Raw genomic sequence first — 23,144 nt, forward strand, 5'->3', positions numbered from 1 at the left:
CTCTGTGGGGTGCACTGTGGTCGCGAAAACGTACAAAAGCCGCGAAAGCCGCAGTGGTCGGCCGGGGTTTAGATTGCTACCATAAGGCAAATCTAGCGAGATGTTATGACGCAAGTTGCTCTGGTGACTACTGTTACGGACGATGAAGAAGTAGTCTGAGCTGTGGAAAGGTGCTCAACGCCACGCGTGATCGTCGAGCCGGCGGGCGAGGTGCGGTCGCGGTGAGGCGGCGTTCTTCCCAATTAGCCTGTACAGCGGGCTGACTTGTGAAATAACGTAACTGAACTGAAATCGCCCGATCATGATCTCGGCGATACTGTCGCCGCACAACAGATACGCGGATGAGAGCAGGAGACCCCCGATGCCGTCCGGAGTCACAGCGGGCTTGAAGGGCACGGTGCCCGGCAGTGTCAGGGGCGACTCGTCCCGTCCGGGTGTGGTCCTCCTCCTCCAAGCGTCTTCCCCTGAACACAAGGCGGTGATGCGATGACGGTCCGCCTTCTGACCAACATCGGCCGGCTCTGGACCGGAAACGATGTGTTCAGCAACGCGGCGATCCTCGTTCACAACGACAGGATCGCCTGGGTCGGCCGGGCCGCGGATCTACCGCAGAGCGTGCCCGGCGTCGTCGACGACATCGTCGACGTCGACCATGTCGAGAACCTGGGCGGCGCGCTGGTCACCCCCGGCCTGATCGACGCGCACACCCATCCGGTCTACGCGGGCAACCGCTACGCCGAGATGGCGATGCGCTCCGGTGGTTCCACCCCCTCCGCGATCACCGCGGCGGGCGGCGGCATCGGTTCCACCGTGACGGTCACCCGGGGCACCGATCCCTGGACGCTCTGCAACGGTGTCCGTGAGCGGCTCCGAGACTGGCTGCTCAGCGGCACCACCACCATCGAGGCCAAGACCGGCTACCACCTCACCCGCGACGGCGAACTCGCCGACGTGCGGCTCCTGCGCGAGCTGGAGAAGGAGCCGATGATGCCGCGGGTGCACGTGACCTTCATGGCCGCGCACGTCGTCCCGCCCGAGTACTTCGGCCGCCAGCGCGACTACGTCGAGGCCGTGGGCTCCTGGTGCGCCGACGCCGCGGCGGCGGGAGCCGACAGCGTCGACGTCTACTGCGACGAGGGTCACTTCACCGCGGAAGAGGCCCGCTGGGTCCTGGCCTCCGGGCGCAACGTCGGCCTGCAGCCCCGCGTGCACGCCGGTGCGTACACCCGCCGGGGCGCCGTTCAGCTCGCCGCCGAGCTCGGCTGCGCCTCCGCCGACCTGCTCCACCACACCACCGACGAGGACATCGCGATCCTGGCCCGCTACGGAGTCCCCGCCGTGGTCTGCCCGGGAACCGCCCTCCAGCGTGGCAGCCTGCCTCCCGTCCGCCGGATGCTCGCCCAGGGGGTCACCGTGGCCCTCGGCAGCGATCACAACCCGGGCCACTGCGGCATCACCTCGATGTCACTGGTCATCAGCCTCGCGGTGGCGGCCTTCGGCATGAGCGTCGGCGACGCCCTGCGCGCCGCCACCCTCGGCGGTGCCACGGTCCTCGGGGCTTCCGACCGCGGTGTTCTCGCCCCAGGTCGCCTGGCCGACATCGTCCAGTGGGACGCCGACCACGAGGGCGCCTTCGCCTGGGCCTTCGGCCTCAAGCCCCGCCGGGTCTGGCGTGGAGGCACCCCCGTCCAGTAGGTCCAACGTCCGTGACTCCGGCCTTCTTCGTCTGATCTTCTCCGAGTAATCTCTGGACATGTCGCCATCGGTCGCCGTCGTCACCGACTCCACCGCCTACCTGCCGCGAGAGCAGGCCTCCCGCCTGGGAATCATCGTGGTACCGCTCCAGGTGGTCGTGGGAGGCAGGTCGCTCGACGACATGGCGCGGCTCGACGGCGCGAGCGTGGACGACGCGCTCGGGGAGCGGGCTCCGGTGACGACCTCCAGGCCCGCTCCGCGGCGTTTCGCGGACGCCTACGACCAGGCGGCGGCCCAAGGCGCGACCGGCATCGTCTCCATCCACCTGTCGGCGGAGATGTCCGGCACGGTCGAGGCCGCCCGCGCGGGAGCCGAGGATTCACCGGTTCCGGTCGACGTCATCGACAGCAGGTCCATCGCGATGGGCCTGGGATTCCCCGTCCTCGCCGCCGCGGGTGCCGCCGCCGCGGGCGCGACCCGGACGGAGGTGGCGGATGCCGCCCGCCGCCGTGCGGAGTCGATCCGCAGCTTCTTCTATGTCGACACCCTGGAATACCTGCGCCGGGGAGGCCGGATCGGTGCGGCGGCGACCCTCCTCGGCTCGGCACTGATGATCAAACCGATCCTGCACATCCGTGACGGCGCGATCGTTCCGTTGGAGAAGGTCCGTACGGCGAGCCGGGCCATCGCCCGTCTCGAGGATCTCGCGGTCGAGGCCGCGGGCACCGCCCCGGTGGAGGTCGCGGTCCAGCATCTCGGCGCCGCGGCCCGTGCCGAGGCGCTGGCGGCGCGCCTGCCCCGGCGCATCCCCGCACTCGTCGAGGTCACAGTCGTCGAGGTCGGTTCGGTCATCGGCGCCCATGTCGGCCCCGGGATGCTCGGCATCACCGTCTCCTTCCCGCCCTCCTGACACCCGTGGGCGCGCATGCCCGGTCCGGGCGCCCGTCCGCCGGATCGCCGTCCACAGCCTGGCCGTACGGTCGGCCGGATATCCACAGAACGGAGTTCGGTGAGGATGTTCCCGGTGTCGTCGCCGTAGCGTCCTGCGGGTGCGGACCACAGGCCAGAACATCGAGCGGTTCCGAGCCGAGTCGCGGCTGCGGATCCTGACAGGGCGTGGATCACCTACCGCCGTGCCCCTCCCACGCAGGTCGACCGACCTGCTCGCCTTGCCGCAGCCCAACGATCGGTTCTCGCCGTTCCGGCCGGTAGGCCCCGCCGATTCGGGAGATCCGCTCTCTCATGGGGAGGCCGGGGCCGGTCTGCCCTGTTCGGCTGGGGATGCGTGGTCCGGTGGGCAGGGCCGGCCGCAGGATGCCGTCTCCCTCGACGGTCCCGCCGCGCGCATGCGTTCCATGCCGCCTCCCCCGGCCTTCGAGGCACTGCGCAAGGTCGTGGCCGCACAGGGACAGGCTCTCGGTCCGGGCAGGCCGGGGTTGCGCCTCCTGCTGCTCGTCGCCCTGACGGCCGCCGTCGCCGGCGGCGTGTATGCCTGGAGGTCCCAGCCGGAGCCCGAGCCGCTGGCCCCGCCGGCACCGATCTCCGGGGCCCCGCTGTCGGAGCCTGTCAACGCCGCACGGTCCCGGCCCGCGCCGGCCACCGAGCTGACAGTTCACGTGACCGGCAAGGTCCGCCGCCCCGGGGTGATCACGTTGCCCGGAGGTTCCCGGGTCGCCGACGCGGTCCAGGCGGCCGGGGGCGTTCGCGGGGCAGCCGCCACGGGTTCTCTCAACCTCGCGCGCAGACTCGTCGACGGCGAGCAGATCGTCGTCGGCTCGACCGGCCCCGCCGTCGCGGCGGCCCCCGCCTCGGTGGACCCGGCGGACCCCGCCACCGCCGTCGTCGACCTCAACACGGCCACGGCCGAGCAACTCGAGCGGCTACCGGGCGTGGGCGAGGTGCTCGCCCGGCGCATCACCGAGTATCGCGCCGCCCATGGCGGCTTCCGCGCCGTTGAGCAGCTCCGCGACGTGAGCGGCATCGGCGACCGTAAGTATGCCGAGATGCGCGACAAGGTCCGCGTGTGATCCGCCGGTCGGGGAGGGCGGTCGCGATGCGAGCCGGCCCGGCCGTCGAGGTCGAGCGCGCCGGGGATACCGAGAGCCCTGATGGTTCCGGCGCTCCCGGGAAGGCCGGCGGTTCCAGGAGTTCCGGAAAGGGGTGGGGCGCGCATGCCGCGCATCTGCTCCTGCCCGCGGCGGCATCGTGGGTGACCGCCCTCGTCCTGCTGGGCTGTCCTGCGGCGACGGGTGCCGTGGTGGCCGGTCTCACGGCCGTGGGTGCCCTGGCCGTGGCTGTTCCGGTCCGGACAGGGAGGACGGCGGGCTGGCGTAACGCGGTGATCGCGGTCCTGGGGTGCACGGCCGCGGTGGCCGGGTCGGTGGCCTTCCGGGTGCACGCCGCCGGTACGGGACCGGTCGCCGAGCTGGCCGGAAGGCACGCCTCGGCGGTGGCGGAGGCGGTGGTGACCGACGACCCCCGGGAGGTGGCCCGGCGTGGCGGGCTGTTCCGACGGGAGAGCTTCGTGGTGCCCGCCCGGGTCGAGTCGGTCGGGACGGGAGCGGACAGGGTGACGCTGCGGGCTCCGGTGCTGCTTTTCGTCTCCGGCGCGGAGTGGCGCTCGCTGCTGCCCAGCCAGCGGGTCGAGGTCAGCGGGCGCTTCGGCCCGGCGGACCCCGGTGAGCTGCTCGCGGCGGTGGTGCTGGTCAGGGGGGCACCGCGAGTCCTGAGCGGGCCCTCCTGGGAGCAACGCGCGGCCGGGGTGCTCAGATCGGGGCTGAGGAAGGCGGCCGAGGTGTTGCCGCCGGCGCAGCGCGGGCTGCTGCCCGGCCTGGTGGTCGGTGACGTGTCCCGGATGGACGACCAGGTCAGGGCCGACTTCAAGGCGGCCGGCCTCAGCCACCTGCTCGCCGTCTCCGGCGCGAACCTCGCCGTCGTGGCCGGTGCGGCGGTCGCGATGGCCAGGATGGCCGGTCTGCCACTCGCCGCGCGGGCGGTGCTGGCGATCTCGGCCATGGTCGCCTTCTCGGTCGTCGCCCGGCCCTCGCCCAGTGTGCTCAGGGCTCTACTGATGGGCGGGGTAGCCGCCGTGGCACTCGGCACGGGCCGCTCGCGCGACGGCGTCGCGGCTCTGTCGGCGACGGTTCTGGGGTTGATCTTCTTTGTCCCCGACCTCGCCCGCTCCTACGGCTTCGCCCTGTCGGTCTTCGCCACCGCGGGCATTCTGGTCCTCGCACCGCGCTGGCGCGACCGGCTCTCGACCCGAATGCCCCGCTGGGCGGCGGAGGCGATCGCCGTGGCCGCCGCGGCCCAGGCCGCCGTCACCCCCGTCCTGGTCCTCATGTCCGGGCAGCTCGCACCGGTGGCGATCCCGGCCAACCTGCTCGCGGGCCCGGCCGTGGCCCCGGCCACCCTGCTCGGCTTCGTGGTGGCGCTGGTCGCCCCCCTGCACATGGGGCTCGCGCAGCTGCTGGTCCGGCCGGCGGGTCTGGCCACCGGATGGATCATCGAGGTGGCCGGGCACACCGCTGGGCTCCCGCTGGGTGTGCTCCCGTGGCCGGGCGGTGTCACCGGGCTGCTCCTGCTGGCCGCTGCCGTCCCGCTCGCCGTGCTGGTACTACGGCACCGGGGGACACGCCTGATCGCCCTGGCGACCGTCGTCGGCCTGGTTCTCGCCGTGACGGTGGCCGCGCCGATCGTGACTCGCTGGCCGCCTCGCGGATGGTTGCTGGTGGCCTGCGATGTCGGTCAGGGAGACGCGTTGCTGGTCGCGGCAGGGCCTGGGCGAGCCGTGGTAGTGGACGCGGGGCCCGATCCCGTCCGGGTGGACCGCTGTCTGCGTTCCATGGGAATCGGGGAGGTGCCGCTGGTCATCCTCACCCATCCGCACCTCGACCATGTGGGAGGGCTCGACGGTGTCTTCCGCGGGCGTGCGGTGGGAGCGGTGCTGGTGACCCCGCGCGGCACCGGAGGCGATGCCGGGGAGCACGAGGGGGTGAGGCTGAGCGAGGATCTCGCCCGCCGCCGTGTGGTCGAGTGGGTGGCGAGTCCGGGGGCGAGCTGGCGGTTCGGGCCCTCCGAGCTGACGGTCATCGGCCCGGTGGCCGAGGCGTCCCTGACTGGCGCGGGGAAGGGAGCGGCCGTCAACAACGCCAGCGTCGTGGTGCATGTTCGCTGGGCCGCGGGGTCGGCTCTGCTCAGCGGCGACATCGAGACCGAGGCTCAGGCGGAGCTGCTCCGCAGGGGCCTGCCGCCCGCCGAGATCCTCAAGGTTCCGCATCACGGGTCCAGCAGGTACGACCCGGCCTTCTTCGCCGCCATCGGTGCTCGTGCCGCCCTCATCAGCGTGGGGGCGGACAACGACTACGGCCATCCCGCCCCGTCGACCCTGGCCACGCTGTACCGGCTCGGTGTGCGCGTCCACCGGACGGATCTGTCGGGGGACCTCGCCGTGGTGGACAGTGGGGGAGCCCTGTCCGTCATCCCCCAAAGGAGCGCTCCGGCCGGAGGGGCTCCGGTACGGGGCTAGGACGTGACCTTGGCCGGGCGGCGGAACTCGGTGTCCACGTCGGCGGCGTAGACCGACCGGCTGCAGCGCGCGCAGCGGTACATGATCGGGCCCTCGTCGAGGGATGTTCCGCAGCGCGGGCAGGCGTGGCGGCGAATAGTGGAGTTTGTCATGGTTTTCACCTCCTGTGATGTTCCCAGGGTGTCTCACGGCACCTGCATTCCAATTGCGAACGACTTGCCGATGCCCCTCCCGTCACCGGGACATGGCATGCTGCTCGGCATGGCGGCAACCGATCCGGCACCCGTGATCCTGATACTCGGCGACGAGGAACTGCTGGCCGACCGCGCGGTGAGCGAGGTGACCTCGGCGGCCAAGGCGGCCGATCCGACCGCCGAGGTGCACGACCTCCCCGGCGCGAAGATGGAGCTCGGGGAGCTCACCCGTCTGACGTCGCCATCGCTGTTCGGCGACAGGTCCGTGGTGGTCGTCCGCTCGGCCCAGGACCTCGGCAAGGACGTCATCGCCGAAGTCGTCTCCTATGCGGCTCACCCGGCCGAGGAGACCGTGCTGATCCTCGTCCATCCGGGGGGCGTCAAGGGGAAGGCACTGGTCGACGGGGTCAAGAAAGCCGGGGCACAGGTGGTCTCGGTCACCAAGGTGACCAAACCGGCCGAGCGGCTGGCGTTCGTCAAGGCGGAGCTGAAACGGGCCGGGCGCACCATCGGGGCGGACGCCGCCGCCACGCTCCTCGACGCCGTGGGCAACGACCTGCGCGAGCTCGCCGCCGCCTGCAGCCAGCTCGCCTTCGACACCCCCGGCAAGGCGATCGACGAGGCCGCCGTGGCGCGCTACCACCGGGGCAGGGCCGAGGTCAGCGGGTTCACCGTGGCCGACTCGGCAGTCGAGGGGCGCCTGGGCGACGCCCTGGAGCAACTGCGCTGGGCCCTGGCGACCGGTACGGCACCGGTCCTGCTGGTCAGCGCGCTCGCCGGGGGCCTGCGCTCGCTGGCGAAGGTGGGCGGTGCTCCCCGCAACCTGAGGGGCGGTCAACTCGCCGGTCGGCTCGGCATGCCGCCCTGGAAGATCGAACGGGTCCAGCGGCAGCTGAACGGTTGGGGGCCCGAGGGCCTCGCCCGCGCGATCCAGGCCGTCGCCACCGCCGACGCTCAGGTGAAGGGCGGCGGCGCCGACCCCGCGTACGCGCTGGAGCACATGGTCCAGACCGTGGTCGCCAGCCGCACCGGACGCTAGCCTGCATTCCGCACATGACCCCGATCGACCTGGGGTGATCACCCGCTGCACTGGATCAGGTATAGCAGCTGAGCTGCAACGATGCGGCAGGTGCGGAAAACGGGGCCGGCCGGGCGGGGACACGCTCGGCATCACGCCGCCCCGGCCCACAGGGGCGTGCCGTCGGCGACGCGTCACGAGGCCACCAGGGGCGAGAAACTCGGTGCGCCAAGCGTCACGGGCGGATGAAACGCAAGAACGCCGCACCCCGCGAGGGGGGCGGCGTCCGCGAAACCTGAAACTACTTGGTGGCCGTCGACAGGGCGGCGGCGCGCTGGGCGATCGCCGACTTGCGGTTGGCGGCCTGGTTCTTGTGGATGACGCCCTTGCTGGCAGCCTTGTCCAGCTGGCGGGCGGCGGCGCGCTGGAGCACAGCGGCCTGCTCGACGTTACCCTGGTCGGCGGCCTCGCGGAACTTGCGGATGGCCGTCTTCAGGGAAGACTTGACAGCCTTGTTACGCAGCCGGGCCTTCTCGTTCTGCCGGTTGCGCTTGATCTGGGACTTGATGTTCGCCACGAAGAAGCCTCGGTGAATGTCGTTGGATGGGGCGCGCGGGCAGAGAGGGCGCGCCACACGCAGTTGACTAGGCTACCAACTGCCGAGGTCGTCGCTCAAATCGACAGGCCGGGCAGAGGGATGCCTGATCAGTTTAGCGTGTGATTCTGATCGCTCGGACCGTAATCCTCACGGCTTGAACCAGAACTTGTCGTACTCAGCCCAGTCCTCCTTGGTGGCGGCGAAGTCGACGTAGATCGCCAGCCCGAACCGCTCACGGGGTTTGCCGTACGAGGTCAGTGCCAGCCGGGCGCCCCTGGCCGCCTTCTCGACGCTCTCGGCCTCGTCGGCCCAGGAGACGCCGTGGTCGTGATAGGCCGGGGCGCCGATCAGCACCGTCTTCTCCTCGGGGACGAGTTCCAGCGCCAGCGTGCTCTGCCGCACGACGTAGCCGCCGTATACGGAGGGGAAGGGGAGATACGAGTCGTAGGTCATGATCGCTACCTGGTCGGTAAGCTTCGCCACCTGGCGGAAGTAGTCGGGCGACCAGTACTTGTCGTGGCCGAGGACGGCGCGTACGGCCGGGCGGGTGAGCGGGAACGGCTCGATCTGCGGGGTCGAGGTGGAGAGCAGACCGTCGCCCACGATCGCGCGGGTCCGAGTCAGCAGGTCGAGGAACTCGGTGTCGCCGTCGCCGATCGGCTCGAAGTTGTAGTGCACGCCGTCGAAGCCGAGCGCCATGATCGCGCGCGCCCCGTCCAGCACACGCTGCCTGGAGGCCGCGTCGTCGAGGTCCAGGGTGCCGTCGACCTTCTGGCCGAGCCAGGCCGAGATCCTGACCTTCGGCAACTCCTCGCGCCACCACTTCAGAAGGTCGACGGCCCTGGGATATCTCTCGATGGGCAACGTCCCGTCGTGGTCGAACGGTCCCGAGTGGAGATAGACGTCCTTGATACCGGTCTTGCGGAGCCTGGCGGCGAGCGTCCGCACGTCGTCGTGGGTCTTCCTGCCGTCGACCCATGCGTGGCCGAGCCACAGGGCGTCGTGGCCGGTCGTCTTCGCCCACGGGGCGGGCGTCCCGGTAAACTGCAGGGTGAGGGTGGCCACGGCCAACCCTGGAAGCGCAAGGAGCAGGGCCGCCACCACAGCGAGAAAACGCAGGCCGAGTCGTGCTCTGGTCCGGGCAATCACCCGGACATGTCACCATGGAAGGCGGCTGGCATGCCAGTCGTGTGATCGTCATCAATCTGTTGAAACGGACCCCGGTGCGCATTCAGCCTGGCCAGACCGACCCCGCGGTGCTTCGCAACTTCTGCATCATCGCGCATATCGACCATGGCAAGTCGACGCTAGCCGACCGCATGCTGCAGATCACCGGAGTGGTCGACGACCGTTCCATGCGCGCCCAGTATCTCGATCGGATGGACATCGAGCGCGAGCGCGGCATCACGATCAAGTCGCAGGCGGTCAGGCTGCCGTGGAAGGTCGGCGAGACCGACTACGTCCTCAACATGATCGACACTCCCGGGCACGTCGACTTCACCTATGAGGTCTCCCGGTCGCTCCAGGCGTGTGAGGGCGCGATCCTGCTGGTCGACGCCGCGCAGGGGATCGAGGCGCAGACCCTGGCCAACCTCTACCTGGCCATGAACAACGACATGACGATCATCCCGGTGCTCAACAAGATCGACCTGCCCGCCGCCCAGCCGGAGAAGTACGCCGCGGAGATCGCCCACCTCATCGGCTGCGACCCGGAGGACGTGCTGAGGGTCTCCGGCAAGACCGGTGTGGGCGTTCGCGAGCTCCTGGACCACGTGGTCGAGAACATCCCGGCCCCAGTCGGCAACGCCGACGCGCCCGCCCGCGCGCTGATCTTCGACTCGGTCTACGACACCTACCGAGGCGTGATCACGTACGTCCGGGTCATGGACGGACACCTGGGCAAGCGTGAGCGCATCCTGATGATGTCCACCGGCGCGGCCCACGAGACGCTGGAGATCGGCGTCATCTCGCCCGAACCGAAGATCGCCGACCAGGGGCTGGGCGTCGGTGAGGTGGGCTACCTGATCACCGGTGTGAAGGACGTCCGCCAGTCGCGGGTCGGTGACACGGTGACCTCCGTGTCGAGGTCGGCCGCCGAGGCGCTCAGCGGATACCAGCACCCCAAGCCCATGGTCTTCTCGGGTCTGTACCCCATTGACGGTGACGACTATCCCGAGCTCCGCGAGGCGCTGGACAAGCTCCAGCTCAACGACGCGGCCCTGGTCTACGAGCCGGAGACCTCCGCCGCCCTGGGCTTCGGCTTCCGCTGCGGCTTCCTCGGCCTGCTCCACATGGAGATCGTCCGCGAGCGGCTGGAGCGCGAGTTCAACCTCTCGCTCATCTCCACCGCGCCCAACGTGGTCTATCGAGTGATCATGGAGGACGGTAAGGAGGTCGTCGTCACCAACCCCTCGGAGTTCCCCACCGGCAAGGTGGACAAGGTCTTCGAGCCGATGGTGAAGTCGACGGTGCTCGTCCCGTCGGAGTTCATCGGCGCCATCATGGAGCTCTGCCAGAACCGCCGGGGCAACCTGCAGGGCATGGACTACCTGTCCGAGGATCGCGTCGAGATCCGCTACACGATGCCGCTCGGCGAGATCATCTTCGACTTCTTCGACCAGCTCAAGTCCCGTACGCGCGGCTACGCCTCGCTGGACTACGAGCCCTCCGGCGAGCAGGAGTCGGACCTGGTCAAGGTCGACATCCTGCTCCAGGGTGAGGCCGTGGACGCCTTCAGCGCCATCGTTCACCGGGAGAAGTCCTACGCCTACGGCGTCGAGATGGCCAAGAAACTGCGCGAGCTCATCCCCAGGCAGCAGTTCGAGGTGCCGATCCAGGCGGCCATCGGCGCCCGGGTCATCGCCCGTGAGAACATCCGTGCCATCCGCAAGGACGTCCTCGCCAAGTGCTACGGCGGCGACATCTCCCGCAAGCGCAAGCTGCTGGAGAAGCAGAAGGAGGGCAAGAAGCGGATGAAGATGGTCGGCCGCGTCGAGGTGCCCCAGGAGGCGTTCGTCGCCGCGCTGTCCACCGAGTCCTCCGTGGACAAGTCCAAGAAGTAAAGGACGCCGAGGGCCCGGCCAGGCTTGGAACCGGGCATGGAGAAGCGGTGGATATCGGTTCGCCTTCCGATTGAGGGCTCCGATACCGTCCGGTCATGCACATTGTCTCGGTGAACGTGGGTCGCGCGGTCGACGCGGAGTGGGCCGGTCGTCTCAAGCGCACCGCGATAGACAAGACCCCCGTGGGCGGCCGGGTCGGGGCCTCGGAGAGCGGTCTGGCCCAGGACGAGAGGGCCGACCTGGAGCACCACGGCTCTTCCGATCAGGCGCTCTACGCCTACGCGCGGGAGGACTATGACTGGTGGCAGGCCGAGCTGGGCCGGGAGCTGCGCGACGGCATGTTCGGGGAGAACCTCACGACAGCGGGGCTCGACGTCAACGGGGCCAGGATCGGGGAGCGCTGGCGGATGGGCACGGTTCTGGCCGAGGTGACCGGACCGAGGGTGCCGTGCTCGGTGTTCCGCGGCTGGATCGGGGAGCAGGGCTGGCTCAAGAGCTTCACCCGGGCCGGGCGGGTCGGCGCCTACCTGCGGGTGGTCGAGCCGGGCGAGCTGGGCCGGGGCGACACCGTCGAGATCGTCTCGCGCCCCGAGGGCAGCGTCACGGTCACCGAGTCCTTCCGCGCCTACCACGGTGACAGAGACTTGCTGCGCCGCCTGCTCGCCCACCCGGGCCACCCGGAGAAGTGGGACAGGGTCGCCGAGCGGGTGCTGGGCCGCGAGCGCGGTTAGGCGTCCGGGGACGAACGTGCGGGCGGGGCCGCAGGTGACCCAGATTCTGCGGCCCCGCCCGGTATGAGAGGGTCGCTCAGCGCAGGATTCTGTAGAGCGCCGAGGTGAGCGACGCCGAGGTGTCGTCCTGGTCGATGGACCACATCATCGAGCCGCCGAGGCCCTTCAGGCGGATGTAGGCCGCCTTCTGGGCCAGCGAGGCCGGGTCGTCGTAGGACCAGAACTCGTTGCCGTCGTAGAGCCACACGGTTCCGGTCAGCAGGTCGCGGTAGCGCTTGCCCGGCTTGTTCACCAGGATCTTGTAGTCCTCGCTGCCGGCGGCGAAGGTGCCCGGCGCGGGACCGGTGGCGGTGCCGTACAGGCCGTTCCTGCCGCCGGTGACGCCGGTCCAGCCCTGACCGTACGCGGGCACGCCCACCACGATCTTCTTGGCCGGGGCGCCACGCGTGAGGTAGTCGCGGACCGTCTGATCCACGCTGTACTTCACCGGGTTGGGGTCGCGCCGGTCGTTGAACAGGTTGCCGTTGTGGCCGGTGACGTTCTCCCACGAGCCGTGCAGGTCATAGCCCTGGACCGTGGCGAAGGTGAGCTGCTTGAAGACGTCGCGGACCTCGAAGCCCGCGTCGATCTTCGCGGCGGCGGCGGGCAGGAAGGCGGTCAGCTCGGTGCGCCGGTCGAACTCGTTCATCTGGCGGCGCAGTTCGGTGACGAACAGGGTGAAGTTCCGCTTGTCCTCGGGACGGATGACGTTGCCCTCGTTGCCGGAGGAGCCCGGCCACTCCCAGTCGAGGTCGATGCCGTCGAACACGCCCGCTCCGGTGCCGGGGGCGGTGCCGGGCAGGTTGCCCCTGAGCCACAGATCGATGCAGGAGGAGGCCAGCCTGGCGCGTCCGGAGGGGGTCAGCACCGCGTCGGAGAAGTACTTCGAGCCGGTCCAGCCGCCGAGGGAGATCAGCGTCTTGAGGCCGGGGTGCTTGGCCTTGAGCTTCTTCAGCTGGTTCAGGTTGCCGTTCAGCGCCTGGCCCTCGGCGTCGCCGACGCCGTCCACGCTCTGCTCGGCGGCCACCGGGCGTTGCCAGTCGGCCCACGGGTCGGCGGAGTAGCAGTCGCCCTCGGCGTTGACGAAGCCGAAGGCGTAGTTGATGTGAGTCAGCTTGGCGGCGGCGCCACTGCTCTCCATGTCCTTGACGTGGTAGTCGCGGCCGTAGACGCCCCACTGGATGAAGTAGGCGACCCGCTTGAAGCGGTCACCGTTTCCTGAGGGGGTCTGGGCCTGGGCCGGGGCCGGTAAGGCCACTGCCGCGAGACCTGCGGCGAGGGCTGCCGCGATCATGTTCCGGAGGAGTCTCTGCACGGGCTTCTCCACTGCTCGGAATAGTAACTTATAGGAAACTTTCCTTTAAGTTTTCCCGGATCGTAGACCTGTGCGATCCGGCCGTCAACGGCCCGCGGTGGTTTGACCGGTGGACGGCCGGCGGCGGGCGTTCCACAGCCGGGGCGACGTCCCGGGCATCGCGTGGGGAGCGGCAGACTTGGGGCGTGCCATCCACACTTCCCGACGGGGATCCCGTACCCGCCTCGGGCGAACTCCCCGAGAGCGCGCTCGCCGGACTCGGCGAGCGGCCCTTCGGCTTCTACGTCCACGTGCCCTTCTGCGTGACCCGGTGCGGTTACTGCGACTTCAACACCTACACGGCCTCGGAACTCGGTCCCGGCGCCGCGCAGCGGGACTACGCGGACACCGCCGTCGACGAGGTGCGGCGGGCGCGGGCCAACCTCGGCGCCGCGCGCCTCCCGGTCGAGACCGTGTTCTTCGGCGGGGGCACCCCGACCCTGCTACCGGCCGGGGACCTGGTACGGATCCTGGGGGCGATCGAGGAGGAGTTCGGGCTCGCTCCCGGCGCCGAGGTGACCACCGAGGCCAACCCCGAGTCGGTGGACCCCGCCTACCTGGCGGAGCTTCGCGAGGGTGGGTTCAACCGGATGAGCTTCGGGATGCAGAGTGCCCGTGAGCACGTGCTCGCGGTGCTGGACCGTCGCCACACCCCCGGCCGCCCGGCGCGGGCCGTACGGGAGGCGAGGCAGGCGGGGTTCGAGCACGTCAACCTTGACCTGATCTACAGCACGCCGGGGGAGAGCGACGACGACTGGCGCGCTTCGCTGGCCGCGGCGATCGAGGCGGGACCCGACCATGTCTCCGCGTACTCGCTGATCGTCGAGGACGGGACGAGGCTGGCCGCCAGGATCAGGCGGGGCGAGCTCCCGATGCCCGACGACGACGTGGCCGCCGACCGTTACCTGATCGCCGACGCCATGCTGGCCGAGGCGGGGTTCGAGTGGTACGAGGTGTCCAACTGGGCGACCTCCGAGGCCGGGCGATGCCGGCACAACCTGCTCTACTGGACCGGCGGAGACTGGTGGGGCGTCGGTCCGGGGGCGCACAGCCACGTCGGCGGCACCCGCTGGTGGAACGTCAAGCACCCCGCCGCCTACGCCCGGCGACTGGCCGCGGGCACCTCGCCCGCCCAGGCGCGAGAGGTGCTGGGGGCCGGGGACAGGGCGGTGGAGCGGTTGATGCTGGAGCTGCGGCTCGCCCAGGGCTTCCCGCTCGGGGAGCTCGACCGCCCCCGGGTGGTCGCCCGCGCGCTGGCCGACGGCCTGCTGGAGACGGAGCCGTTCAAGGCGGGCCGGGCGGTGCTCACCCTGCGCGGCCGCCTGCTGGCCGACGCCCTGGTCCGCGACCTCACCTGAGTTCCGGCCCCGGTCAGCTGACGAAGCGGATGCTCATCGGATAGCGGTGGTTCTCCCCCCGGTTGGCCGCCACCGCGGCGATGACCATCATGATGATCGACCCGATCCAGACGAGGAACATCAGCACGAAGCCGATGAGCACGAACACCAGGACCATGCAGACGAAATAGGCGATCATCACCGTGAGCTGGAAGTTGAGGGCCTCGGCGGCCTGGTCCCGCACGTAGGGTGACTCGTCCTTCTTGGCGAGGTAGAGCACCAGCGGGCCGACGAAGCTGGTCAGCAGGCCCAGCAGGTGGGCGAGCATCGCCATGGTGGTGTCGTCACTGCCGGGCCGCGGGCCGTAGGTCCCCGGCGGCGCCTGGTAGCCGTAACCCACCGGCCGGCCGTACCCGCCGTACTGGGCGTATCCATCCTGGTAGCCGTAACCGCTCGGGTCGTACGGGGGGGAGGGGTAGCCCTGGCCCGGTTGTCCGTGGCCCTGGCCCGGCGGCGGGACGCTCTGGCCGGGCATGGTGCGGCCCGGTGTCGTGTGGGCCGGTGTCGTGTGGCCCGGCATGGTGCGGCCCGGTGTCGTGTGGCCCGGCGTCGTGTGGCCGGGCGGAGGATCGCCGATGCGCCGCTCCGTCCGGTCCTCGCCCGGTGAATCCCCAAGGTTCTCGCTCATGGCCCCTCCTGTTGGGTTGACGGCCTAGCCATCCTCGCCGGGAACCGTGACGAAGTCGATCAGCTCTTCGACCGGACCGAGCAGCTCGGGCTCCAGATCGGCATATGTCGTAACCGATCCGAGGATGCGGCGCCACGCGTCGCCGGGTTCCGTCTTCCAGCCCAGCGCGGCGATGACGCCCTCCTTCCAGGGCACGCCGCGCGGCACCGACGGCCAGGAGGAGATCTTGAGCGTGTGCGGCTTGACCGCCTGCCAGACGTCCACGAACGGGTGCCCGACGATTAGCACGTGCGGGGAGGAGATCCGCGCGGCGATCCGGCTCTCCTTGGAACCGGGGACCAGGTGGTCGACGAGCACACCCAGGCGGCGGCCAGGGCCCGGTCGGAACTCCTCGACGATGGCGGGCAGGTGATCGACCCCCTCCAGATACTCCACGACCACACCCTCGACCCTCAGGTCGTGGCCCCAGACCTTCTCCACGAGCGCGGCGTCGTGCACGCCCTCCACGTATATCCGGCTCTCCCTGGCCACCTGGGCCCGCAGGCCCTCCACCGCGATGGAGCCCGACGCGCTCCGCCTGGGGCCATGTGGTGCGGCGGCCGGGCGCACGAGCGTCACCGCCTTGCCCTCCAGGAGGAAGGCGGCGGGCTCCAGTGGGAAGACCCGCCGGCGGCCGAAGCGGTCCTCCAGGGTGACGGCCTCCTTGTCGCAGGCCACCACGGCGCCGCAGAAGCCGCCGTCGGCGTCCTCGACGACCAGATCGAGTTCGGCGGGAACCTGGGGAATCCCCCCTCTGCGGGGGCGCCGCCAGTCTCCCGCCAGAACGTCACGCTCGTACATCACCGACCGCCCACCGTCTCTCGCAAAGGATCACGTGGGACGCTAGCAAACGCCACGGTCACCTGCCGTAGGGTCCCGGCGCTCCCCACTGCCCCGCCGACGCGGCGGCCCTGCGCTTGCGGGCGTTGCCCCGCTTCACCAATACGACGATCGTCACGATGATGGCCAGCAGGATCCCGATGCCGGGCACCGCGAACAGGGCGACCACCCCGCCGACCAGTGATCCGGCGGTGAGTTCCCGGCCCACGCCGAACGTGGTGCCCTCCACGGGGTCGGCGGTACAGGTGACCTGGTAGTCGCCTGCCTGCTCCACGCCGATCTGCAGGCCCATCTCCCAGACGACGCCATCGGAGCCCGACACGGTCTGCTGGACGAGCGGCTTCTGCAGGCTGGGCGTGCCGGTGCCGCCGGTCAGCGTGCACTCGAAATTGGTGGGTCCACTGGTGGAGACATAAATGGCGGGCTTGTCGGCCGGGTCGAGCGTGACCGTCGTGTTTTCGCCGGGGGCGAACGTCTTCGTCGGCGCCGCGCTGGTGACCGCGCCCAGCACGCCACCGGCGAAGCCGCCGATGCCGACGATGATGCTGACCAGGGCGAGCAGCCATACCCCGACGATCCATCCGATACCGGGCTTGATCTTCCCGGTGGGGGGCGGGCTCTGCGGGGCGCCGTAGCCGGGAGGTGCGTAACCGTAGGAGGGGCCGTTCTGGTGGGGCTGCTGACCATACGGCTGCTGGGGGGAGCCGTAACCGGGGCCGCGGGAGGCGTCGCCCGGAAAAGAACCAAAATCATTGGACATGTACGAATTGTGACGGGAACCGGTTGAAGCGCGATAGCAGTTGACTTGCCAATGGCTTGGCGTCATCATCCGCACCTCTTGCTTATCGCGCCTTCCGCACGGGGGCCGTACACTTGGCACTCGGGAACACAGAGTGCCAGACCTCGTGTTTCCCATCTGAACGCAGGCAGGGAGGTGACCACGTTGGTCGACGACCGGAAGCTCGCCGTGCTTCGCGCCATCGTCGAGGACTACGTGTCCACCAACGAGCCGGTGGGTTCCAAGGCTCTCGCGGATCGGCACAGTCTGGGGGTGTCCCCGGCGACGATCCGTAACGACATGGCGGTGCTGGAGGAGCAGGGCTACATCGCCCAGCCCCACACCAGCGCCGGCCGGGTGCCCACGGACAAGGGCTACCGGCTCTTCGTTGACCGGCTCTCGCAGGTGAAACCCCTGTCGAGCGCGGAGCGCAAGGCCATCGAGAGCTTTCTCGCGGGTGCGGTGGACATCGACGACGTCGTCATGCGAACGGTGCGGCTGCTTGCCCAGCTCACCCGGCAGGTCGCCGTGGTGCAGTACCCGACGCTGACCAACTCGACGGTCCGGCACGTCGAGCTGGTGCCGCTGAGCGAGCGCCGGCTGATGTTCGTGCTCATCACCAACACCGGCCGGGTGGAGCAGCGCGTGGTCGAGCTGCCCGACGTCGTGGACGAGCAGCGGGTGGCCCATCTGCGAGCGGTCCTCAACACCTCCCTCGACGGCTGCGGGCTCACCGGCGTTCCCGACAAGGTCGCCGACCTGCCGGAGCGGCTGCCCGCCGAGGACCGGCCGCTCGCGGCCACGATCCTGTCCGTGCTGCTGGAGTCCCTGGTGGACAGGCACGATGAAAAGATCGTTTTTGCCGGGGCCGCCAACCTCGCGGGAGCCGACTTCACGGTCGGGCTCCGCGATGTGCTGGAGGCGCTGGAAGAGCAGGTCGTGCTCATGCGACTGCTCGGTGAGACCTCCGACCTGTCGGCGCTGACCGTGCGGATCGGCTCGGAGAACCCCTACACCGGACTCCAGGGCACGTCGATCGTCGCCGCCGGATACGGTTCTGGGGACAAGCAACTGGCCCGGCTAGGTGTGCTGGGCCCAACGCGGATGGACTATCCGGTCACGATGGGCGCGGTGCGCGCGGTGGCACGCTACGTCAGCCAGATCCTGGCTGCATCATAAGAGGTCAACGAAAAGTGGCTAAGAGCGACTACTACGGCACCCTCGGGGTGCGCCGTGACGCCAGTGCGGAAGAGATCAAGAAGGCGTACCGACGTCTGGCGCGCGAACTGCATCCTGACGTCAACCCCGACCCCGAGACTCAGGAGCGCTTCAAGGAGATCACCCAGGCCTACGAGGTCCTGTCCGACTCCAGCAAGCGGCAGATGTACGACATGGGGGCCGACCCGTTCGCCTCGGGCGGTGCGGGGGCCGGAGGCTTCGGTGCCGGTTTCCCGTTCAGCGACATCATGGACGCCTTCTTCGGCGCGGCCGGTGGCGGCGGCGGTCGCGGCCCCCGCTCGCGTGCCCGTCGCGGACGCAACGCCACCATCCGGGTCGAGCTCGACCTGCGCGAGTCGGGCTTCGGCACGACCCGTGAGCTGGTCGTCGACACCGCGGTGGTCTGCGAGGTCTGCACGGGTTCGGGCGCCGCCGCAGGCACCCACCCCGACACCTGTGACATGTGTCATGGCCGGGGCGAGGTCTCCCAGGTCACCCGCTCCTTCCTCGGCCAGGTCATGACCTCACGGCCCTGTCCCCAGTGCGGCGGCTTCGGGTCGATCATCCGCCACCCCTGCCAGGAGTGCTCCGGCGACGGCCGGGTCCGTACCCGGCGGACCATCAAGGTCCGCATCCCGGCCGGGGTGGAGGACGGCACCCACATCCAGCTCGCCGGAGAGGGTGAGATCGGCCCAGGTGGCGGCCCGCCCGGCGACCTGTTCCTGGAGATCGTCGAGCGCCCCCACGAGATCTTCGAGCGGCGCGGCGACGACCTGCACTGCACGGTGCAGATCCCGATGACCGCGGCCGCGCTCGGCACCATCCTGACCATGGAGACGCTCGACGGAGCCGAGGAGCTGGACATCCGTCCCGGTACGCAGTCGGGGCAGACGATCCCGCTCTACGGCCGCGGTGTGCAGCGCCTGAACGAGACCGGCCGCGGCGATCTGCTGATCCATGTGAACGTGGAGACCCCCTCCCGTCTCGATACGGCACAGGAGGAGCTGCTGAGGGAGCTCGCCAAGCTCCGCGGCGAGGAGCGCCCGCCCGGCAAGTTCGCCCCCGGGCAGCAGAGTTTCTTCTCCCGGCTGCGGGACGCCTTCAATGGCCGCTGACCCGGACCGCTCCCGCTCACGCCCCGACGGCTCATGACCGTTCCGGTCTTCCTGGCCGAACCCGCCGACCTGGCCAGGCCGGAGTTCGTCTTCGGCGGCCCCGAAGGGCGCCACGCGGCGGCCGTACGGCGGCTGCGGGCCGGGGAGCGGCTTGACCTGACGGACGGGGCGGGCTCCGTCGCCGAGTGCGTGGTGATCGAGGCGGGCAAGGATTCGCTCCGGGTCCAGGTACTGCGCCGTCACGAGGTGCCCGTGCCGTCCCCGCGTCTGGTCGTGGTCCAGGGGCTGCCCAAGGGCGATCGGGGCGAGCTGGCCGTGGAGATGATGACCGAGGCGGGGGTGGACGTGATCGTCCCCTGGGCCGCGGCCAGGTGTGTCACCCAGTGGAAGGGCGAGCGCGCGGCCAAGGCGCTGGCCCGCTGGCGCTCCACGGCGCGTGAGGCGGGCAAGCAGTCACGTCGCTTCCGCCTGCCCGAGGTGACCGAGCTCGCCTCCACCGCCGGGGTCGCCGCCCTGCTGTCGGCGGCGGCGCTCGGCGTCGTGCTGCACGAGGAGGCCGCCTCCCCGCTGTCCGGCCTGCCGCTCCCCGCGGGCGGCGACATCGTCGTGGTGGTCGGCCCGGAGGGCGGGGTGTCGCAGGAGGAGATCGCCGTCTTCCGCGAGGCCAAGGCGGTGCCGGCGCTGCTCGGGCCGACGGTGCTGCGTACCTCGACGGCCGGGGTCGTCGCGGCGGCGGTGCTCCAGGCACGCAGCGGCCGCTGGTGATCCCCGGCCGGCGGTCCTGAGCCCCGCGCCCGGTGCCTTCCGCCTACCGCGTCGGGCACCGTGGCACGCCGCGGCTCCCTCCTTCGCCCCGCGGGACTCCTCCGCCTCGGGAGAGGCCGTCTGACCGATCCTCGGCACGCCGGGATCCGCCGGACAGGGTCTAGCTGCTGACCGGGGTCGGCGCGGGGATGCTCGCCTCCGTCGGCATCGGGGGCGACGCGTCATCGGATGGCCCGCACTCATTGGCCGAGCACGGGCTCTCCGAGGGAGCCGGCGGTCTCGTCTTCGTCGGCGCGGGGGTCGCCTCGGCCTCCTCGCACTGCTTGGAGATCCCGCTGGGGTCGACCGGCGGTTCGTCGAGGGGGGTGGGGCAGGTGGGCGTCGGCGTCGGCCTGGGAGCCGGCGGTGCCGGGGTCGCCTTGGAGGTCGGCCTCGTGCTGGGCGTCGTGCTCCTGGACGGCGTGGGCGTCGGCGGGAGCGTGCCGTTGCCCGCCTCCGACTTGCCGACGGCGGGGGGCTGGGCGGGGCCGGACGACGGCTGGGACGGAGCCGGGGGCCTTGAGGTGGCTGATCCGTCCGGCGGGGGAGTGGACTCGGTGAAGTTGACCGTGCCGGTGCTCACCTGGGGGATCACCTGTTCGCGGAACTGGGGGACCACCATGACGATGGTCGCCGCGACGAGGAGCGCACCGGCGACGGAGGCTCCGGTCCGCCACCACGTCAGCCAGCGGAGCCCACGTCGCTCGATACGGGCGCGAATTATCTCCAGCCCGTCAGGGGAGGGAACGACCGAGTTCGCCTCCGCGCTGAGCGCACGGCGGAGCAGCTCGCCGTACTCATCCGGGGAGTCGGTCATGACAGTTGCTCCAGTGAGGTTCGTAGGGCGGCCATGCCGCGAGCGGTGTGGCTCTTGACCGCGCCTTTGCTGATGCCCATCGCGTGGGCGATCTGCGCCTCGGACAGGTCTCCGTAGTAGCGCAGGACCAGGGCCTCCCGCTGGCGCGCGGGCAGCCCGCGGAGCGCCTCGATGACGGCGGAGCGCTCGAACTCGCCGATCGCCCCGTTCTCGGCGCTCGGCGCGTCGGGCATGCCCTTGGGCGCGTACTTCTCGACGACCGCCCGGTGCCGAAGCACCGAACGTGATCGGTTCACGACCGACTGTCGCAGGTAGGCCAGTGCCTTGTCGGTGTCGCGCAGGCGACGCCAGGCGCCATGGATGGCGACGAACGCGTCCTGCACGACCTCCTCCGCGGTCGCCATGTCGCGAACGAGGAGTACGGCGAGACGGACAAGAGACCGATAGTGCGCGCTGTAGAGCGCGGTAACGGCCATGTCGGCATCCCACCCGACGGGCGCCGCCCCGAGCGATCTGTCTGCCACGAGGGTCTCGGTGGTCACATCAGTGGGACGCTCGGCCTTCCCAGAGGGTTTACGCTCTTCCGGTTCATTAAGGGGCATGACCCAGTCGTGTCCTCGCCAGGCGGCCATATGGTGCTGTGCGCAAAGGCTGTCTTGGTTGAAGTTTTGCACAACCACCATATCCGGGCGGATCTTTGTTTGCTGGCGGGAACCATCACCGATTCACAACGTCCTCGGCGATAAGGTGCCTGCATGGTGAGCGAAGCCGACTGCCTGTTCTGCAAGATCGTGGCCGGGGAGATCCCCGCGGAGATCGTCTATGAGACCGATCGCACGCTGGCCTTCCGTGACGTCAACCCCCAGGCGCCGACCCATGTGCTGGTGGTCCCCAGGGAGCACCATCGGGACGCCGCGGCGCTGGCGGCCGCCGACCAGGGGCTGGCCGACGACGTGCTCAAGACCGCGCACGCGGTCGCCAGTCAGGAGGGAGTCGCGGAATCGGGCTACCGGCTGGTGTTCAACACCGGACCCGAGGCCGGTCAGACCGTCTTCCACGTGCATGGACACGTGATCGGGGGGCGCGGGCTGAAGTGGCCGCCCGGCTGAAAACCGGCAAGCGCGATCCTGGCGATCACGGATACGATGGCGTTGAAGTTCCACGCCTATATCTGGAGGCGAACAGGCCGTAGGGCCAGCTCATGTCCGAGACAAACGATTCCAGCAGAACGTCGCCGAGGTCCAGGGGTTCCAGCCGGACTCAGGCAAAGGTGGTGATTCCGGACGATCAGTCGATGGTCAGCCTGCTGGGCTCGCGCGATGAGCTGTTGCGCGTCATCGAGGGCGCCTTTCGCGCCGACATCCACGTCCGGGGCAACGAGATCACCGTCACCGGCAGCCCGGAGGAGAGCAGCACCGTGGTGCGGCTCTTCGAGGAGATGTCCGAACTCGTCCGCGGAGGCGCGCAGCTCACGGTCGACGCGGTCGAGCGCAGCATCGCCATGTTGCGGATGACCTCCGACCGTCCCGCCGAGGTGCTCTCGCTGGACATCATCTCCTCGCGGGGCCGGACCATCCGCCCGAAGACCGTGAACCAGAAGCGGTACGTCGACGCGATCGACAAGTTCACCGTCGTCTTCGGCATCGGCCCGGCCGGCACGGGCAAGACCTACCTCGCGATGGCGAAGGCCGTGAAGGCCCTCCAGGAGAAGAAGGTCAACCGGATCATCCTCACCCGCCCCGCGGTCGAGGCGGGCGAGCGGCTGGGCTTCCTGCCGGGAACGCTCTACGAGAAGATCGACCCTTACCTGCGCCCGCTCTACGACGCGCTGCACGACATGCTCGATCCCGAGTCGATCCCCCGGCTGATGGCCGCGGGCACGATCGAGGTGGCCCCCCTCGCCTACATGCGGGGCCGCACGCTCAACGACGCCTACATCATCCTGGACGAGGCGCAGAACACCTCGCCGGAGCAGATGAAGATGTTCCTGACCCGGCTGGGGTTCAACTCGAAGATCGTCGTCACCGGCGACGTCACCCAGGTCGACCTGCCGAACGGCACGCAGAGCGGTCTGCGGGTCGTCCAGGACATCCTCGAAGGCATCTCTGACATCCACTTCAGCCGTCTGACCAGCGACGACGTGGTGCGCCACAAGCTGGTGGGCGACATCGTGGACGCGTACGGGCGCTATGACGAGACGCAGCGCCAACGCGCGCCGCAGCAGATCAAGGGCATGGTCAAGCAGCGTCCTCGGGAGAGGACATGAGCGCGGAACGATTCCGGAGCGGG

22 protein-coding genes are annotated in these 23,144 nt (G+C 69.9%); 13 read left to right on the forward strand and 9 right to left on the reverse strand.

Annotation, left to right across the window (positions count from 1 at the left end):
* The first annotated feature begins 486 nt into the window (after positions 1-486).
* The 4 genes from hutI (at position 487) to ABZU75_RS03625 (ending at position 6,223) form a co-directional block, all read left to right on the forward strand.
* Positions 487-1,695 carry an imidazolonepropionase gene (gene hutI, locus ABZU75_RS03610; RefSeq protein WP_343979893.1) on the forward strand — a complete coding sequence of 403 codons (1,209 nt, stop codon included), beginning with the start codon at positions 487-489 and terminating at the stop codon, positions 1,693-1,695.
* A 58-nt stretch (positions 1,696-1,753) separates the two neighbouring features.
* Positions 1,754-2,605, forward strand: a complete 852-nt coding sequence (locus ABZU75_RS03615) for a DegV family protein (RefSeq protein WP_355549111.1) — start codon at positions 1,754-1,756, stop codon at positions 2,603-2,605.
* Positions 2,606-3,041: 436 nt separating this feature from the next.
* A complete protein-coding gene (locus tag ABZU75_RS03620) occupies positions 3,042-3,722 on the forward strand; it encodes a ComEA family DNA-binding protein (protein WP_355549113.1) in 681 nt (226 codons plus the stop codon).
* Between the two features lie 26 nt (positions 3,723-3,748).
* Positions 3,749-6,223, forward strand: coding sequence for a ComEC/Rec2 family competence protein (locus ABZU75_RS03625; RefSeq protein ID WP_355549115.1), 2,475 nt, complete (start codon positions 3,749-3,751; stop codon positions 6,221-6,223).
* Here ABZU75_RS03625 and ABZU75_RS03630 read toward each other — a convergent pair.
* Positions 6,220-6,375 (reverse strand): hypothetical protein, encoded by a 156-nt coding sequence (locus ABZU75_RS03630; protein WP_343979879.1) that lies wholly within the window; start codon positions 6,373-6,375, stop codon positions 6,220-6,222. The genes ABZU75_RS03625 and ABZU75_RS03630 overlap by 4 nt on opposite strands.
* A 109-nt stretch (positions 6,376-6,484) precedes the next feature.
* Here ABZU75_RS03630 and holA point away from each other — a divergent pair, with 109 nt between their 5' ends.
* Positions 6,485-7,456, forward strand: coding sequence for a DNA polymerase III subunit delta (holA, locus tag ABZU75_RS03635; RefSeq protein WP_355549118.1), 972 nt, complete (start codon positions 6,485-6,487; stop codon positions 7,454-7,456).
* A 280-nt stretch (positions 7,457-7,736) separates the two neighbouring features.
* Here holA and rpsT read toward each other — a convergent pair whose 3' ends face one another.
* Complete coding sequence (gene rpsT, locus ABZU75_RS03640; RefSeq protein ID WP_355549120.1) at positions 7,737-8,012, reverse strand: 30S ribosomal protein S20; 276 nt, start codon at positions 8,010-8,012, stop codon at positions 7,737-7,739.
* Between the two features lie 168 nt (positions 8,013-8,180).
* The gene (locus ABZU75_RS03645) at positions 8,181-9,098 is read right to left on the reverse strand and encodes a hypothetical protein (RefSeq protein WP_355549122.1); all 918 of its coding nucleotides are present in this window, start codon (positions 9,096-9,098) and stop codon (positions 8,181-8,183) included.
* 158 nt (positions 9,099-9,256) lie between these two features.
* Here ABZU75_RS03645 and lepA point away from each other — a divergent pair, with 158 nt between their 5' ends.
* Together lepA and ABZU75_RS03655 are read left to right on the forward strand one after the other, a co-directional pair.
* Positions 9,257-11,095: a translation elongation factor 4 gene (gene lepA, locus ABZU75_RS03650; RefSeq protein WP_355549198.1), complete on the forward strand. Its 1,839-nt coding sequence runs from the start codon at positions 9,257-9,259 to the stop codon at positions 11,093-11,095.
* Between the two features lie 95 nt (positions 11,096-11,190).
* On the forward strand, positions 11,191-11,826 hold the full coding sequence (locus ABZU75_RS03655; protein ID WP_355549124.1) for an MOSC domain-containing protein: 636 nt from the start codon (positions 11,191-11,193) through the stop codon (positions 11,824-11,826).
* Positions 11,827-11,902: 76 nt separating this feature from the next.
* On the opposite strand, the gene ABZU75_RS03660 is transcribed toward ABZU75_RS03655, so the two are convergent.
* Positions 11,903-13,180, reverse strand: a complete 1,278-nt coding sequence (locus tag ABZU75_RS03660) for a glycoside hydrolase family 18 protein (protein WP_350913233.1) — start codon at positions 13,178-13,180, stop codon at positions 11,903-11,905.
* A gap of 185 nt (positions 13,181-13,365) precedes the next feature.
* Here ABZU75_RS03660 and hemW point away from each other — a divergent pair, with 185 nt between their 5' ends.
* Positions 13,366-14,577 carry a radical SAM family heme chaperone HemW gene (gene hemW / locus ABZU75_RS03665; RefSeq protein ID WP_355549127.1) on the forward strand — a complete coding sequence of 404 codons (1,212 nt, stop codon included), beginning with the start codon at positions 13,366-13,368 and terminating at the stop codon, positions 14,575-14,577.
* 13 nt (positions 14,578-14,590) lie between these two features.
* Here the strand turns inward: hemW and ABZU75_RS03670 are convergent, their stop codons facing one another.
* Genes ABZU75_RS03670 through ABZU75_RS03680 form a run of 3 tightly spaced genes read right to left on the reverse strand, consistent with a single transcriptional unit; the run spans position 14,591 to position 16,883 of the window.
* Positions 14,591-15,244 (reverse strand): DUF4870 domain-containing protein, encoded by a 654-nt coding sequence (locus ABZU75_RS03670; RefSeq protein WP_355549130.1) that lies wholly within the window; start codon positions 15,242-15,244, stop codon positions 14,591-14,593.
* Between the two features lie 24 nt (positions 15,245-15,268).
* Positions 15,269-16,084 carry a DUF3097 domain-containing protein gene (locus tag ABZU75_RS03675; RefSeq protein ID WP_355549132.1) on the reverse strand — a complete coding sequence of 272 codons (816 nt, stop codon included), beginning with the start codon at positions 16,082-16,084 and terminating at the stop codon, positions 15,269-15,271.
* Positions 16,085-16,142: 58 nt separating this feature from the next.
* Positions 16,143-16,883 carry a hypothetical protein gene (locus ABZU75_RS03680; protein ID WP_355549134.1) on the reverse strand — a complete coding sequence of 247 codons (741 nt, stop codon included), beginning with the start codon at positions 16,881-16,883 and terminating at the stop codon, positions 16,143-16,145.
* Between the two features lie 183 nt (positions 16,884-17,066).
* Here ABZU75_RS03680 and hrcA point away from each other — a divergent pair, with 183 nt between their 5' ends.
* The 3 genes from hrcA to ABZU75_RS03695 are packed head-to-tail and all read left to right on the forward strand — an operon-like array spanning position 17,067 to position 19,999.
* On the forward strand, positions 17,067-18,080 hold the full coding sequence (gene hrcA / locus ABZU75_RS03685) for a heat-inducible transcriptional repressor HrcA (RefSeq protein WP_355549200.1): 1,014 nt from the start codon (positions 17,067-17,069) through the stop codon (positions 18,078-18,080).
* Positions 18,081-18,094: 14 nt separating this feature from the next.
* Positions 18,095-19,234 carry a molecular chaperone DnaJ gene (gene dnaJ / locus ABZU75_RS03690; protein ID WP_355549136.1) on the forward strand — a complete coding sequence of 380 codons (1,140 nt, stop codon included), beginning with the start codon at positions 18,095-18,097 and terminating at the stop codon, positions 19,232-19,234.
* A 33-nt stretch (positions 19,235-19,267) separates the two neighbouring features.
* A complete protein-coding gene (locus ABZU75_RS03695; protein ID WP_355549138.1) occupies positions 19,268-19,999 on the forward strand; it encodes a 16S rRNA (uracil(1498)-N(3))-methyltransferase in 732 nt (243 codons plus the stop codon).
* A 160-nt stretch (positions 20,000-20,159) separates the two neighbouring features.
* Here ABZU75_RS03695 and ABZU75_RS03700 read toward each other — a convergent pair whose 3' ends face one another.
* Positions 20,160-20,855, reverse strand: coding sequence for a hypothetical protein (locus ABZU75_RS03700; RefSeq protein ID WP_355549140.1), 696 nt, complete (start codon positions 20,853-20,855; stop codon positions 20,160-20,162).
* Positions 20,852-21,331 (reverse strand): SigE family RNA polymerase sigma factor, encoded by a 480-nt coding sequence (locus ABZU75_RS03705; protein WP_043655278.1) that lies wholly within the window; start codon positions 21,329-21,331, stop codon positions 20,852-20,854. Before ABZU75_RS03705 ends, ABZU75_RS03700 begins: the two co-directional genes overlap by 4 nt.
* Positions 21,332-21,613: 282 nt before the next feature.
* Here ABZU75_RS03705 and ABZU75_RS03710 point away from each other — a divergent pair, with 282 nt between their 5' ends.
* The gene (locus ABZU75_RS03710) at positions 21,614-21,964 is read left to right on the forward strand and encodes a histidine triad nucleotide-binding protein (protein WP_030903982.1); all 351 of its coding nucleotides are present in this window, start codon (positions 21,614-21,616) and stop codon (positions 21,962-21,964) included.
* A 92-nt stretch (positions 21,965-22,056) separates the two neighbouring features.
* A complete protein-coding gene (locus tag ABZU75_RS03715) occupies positions 22,057-23,121 on the forward strand; it encodes a PhoH family protein (RefSeq protein ID WP_350913248.1) in 1,065 nt (354 codons plus the stop codon).
* Positions 23,122-23,144: the final 23 nt, after the last annotated feature.

Source organism: Streptosporangium sp. NPDC005286 (genome assembly GCF_040607515.1).
Lineage (GTDB): Bacteria > Actinomycetota > Actinomycetes > Streptosporangiales > Streptosporangiaceae > Streptosporangium.

Excerpts from the sequence above, each read along its gene's own strand:
- ABZU75_RS03620 (WP_355549113.1), top strand. The coding sequence starts at position 3,042 with ATGCGTTCCATGCCGCCTCCCCCGGCCTTCGAGGCACTGCGCAAGGTC.
- ABZU75_RS03680 (WP_355549134.1), bottom strand. The coding sequence starts at position 16,883 with ATGTCCAATGATTTTGGTTCTTTTCCGGGCGACGCCTCCCGCGGCCCC.
- ABZU75_RS03695 (WP_355549138.1), top strand. The coding sequence starts at position 19,268 with ATGACCGTTCCGGTCTTCCTGGCCGAACCCGCCGACCTGGCCAGGCCG.
- ABZU75_RS03705 (WP_043655278.1), bottom strand. The coding sequence starts at position 21,331 with ATGGCCGTTACCGCGCTCTACAGCGCGCACTATCGGTCTCTTGTCCGT.
- ABZU75_RS03615 (WP_355549111.1), top strand. The coding sequence starts at position 1,754 with ATGTCGCCATCGGTCGCCGTCGTCACCGACTCCACCGCCTACCTGCCG.
- holA (WP_355549118.1), top strand. The coding sequence starts at position 6,485 with ATGGCGGCAACCGATCCGGCACCCGTGATCCTGATACTCGGCGACGAG.
- ABZU75_RS03625 (WP_355549115.1), top strand. The coding sequence starts at position 3,749 with ATGCGAGCCGGCCCGGCCGTCGAGGTCGAGCGCGCCGGGGATACCGAG.
- ABZU75_RS03655 (WP_355549124.1), top strand. The coding sequence starts at position 11,191 with ATGCACATTGTCTCGGTGAACGTGGGTCGCGCGGTCGACGCGGAGTGG.
- ABZU75_RS03670 (WP_355549130.1), bottom strand. The coding sequence starts at position 15,244 with ATGAGCGAGAACCTTGGGGATTCACCGGGCGAGGACCGGACGGAGCGG.
- ABZU75_RS03700 (WP_355549140.1), bottom strand. The coding sequence starts at position 20,855 with ATGACCGACTCCCCGGATGAGTACGGCGAGCTGCTCCGCCGTGCGCTC.
- ABZU75_RS03630 (WP_343979879.1), bottom strand. The coding sequence starts at position 6,375 with ATGACAAACTCCACTATTCGCCGCCACGCCTGCCCGCGCTGCGGAACA.
- hutI (WP_343979893.1), top strand. The coding sequence starts at position 487 with ATGACGGTCCGCCTTCTGACCAACATCGGCCGGCTCTGGACCGGAAAC.
- ABZU75_RS03675 (WP_355549132.1), bottom strand. The coding sequence starts at position 16,084 with ATGTACGAGCGTGACGTTCTGGCGGGAGACTGGCGGCGCCCCCGCAGA.
- ABZU75_RS03715 (WP_350913248.1), top strand. The coding sequence starts at position 22,057 with ATGTCCGAGACAAACGATTCCAGCAGAACGTCGCCGAGGTCCAGGGGT.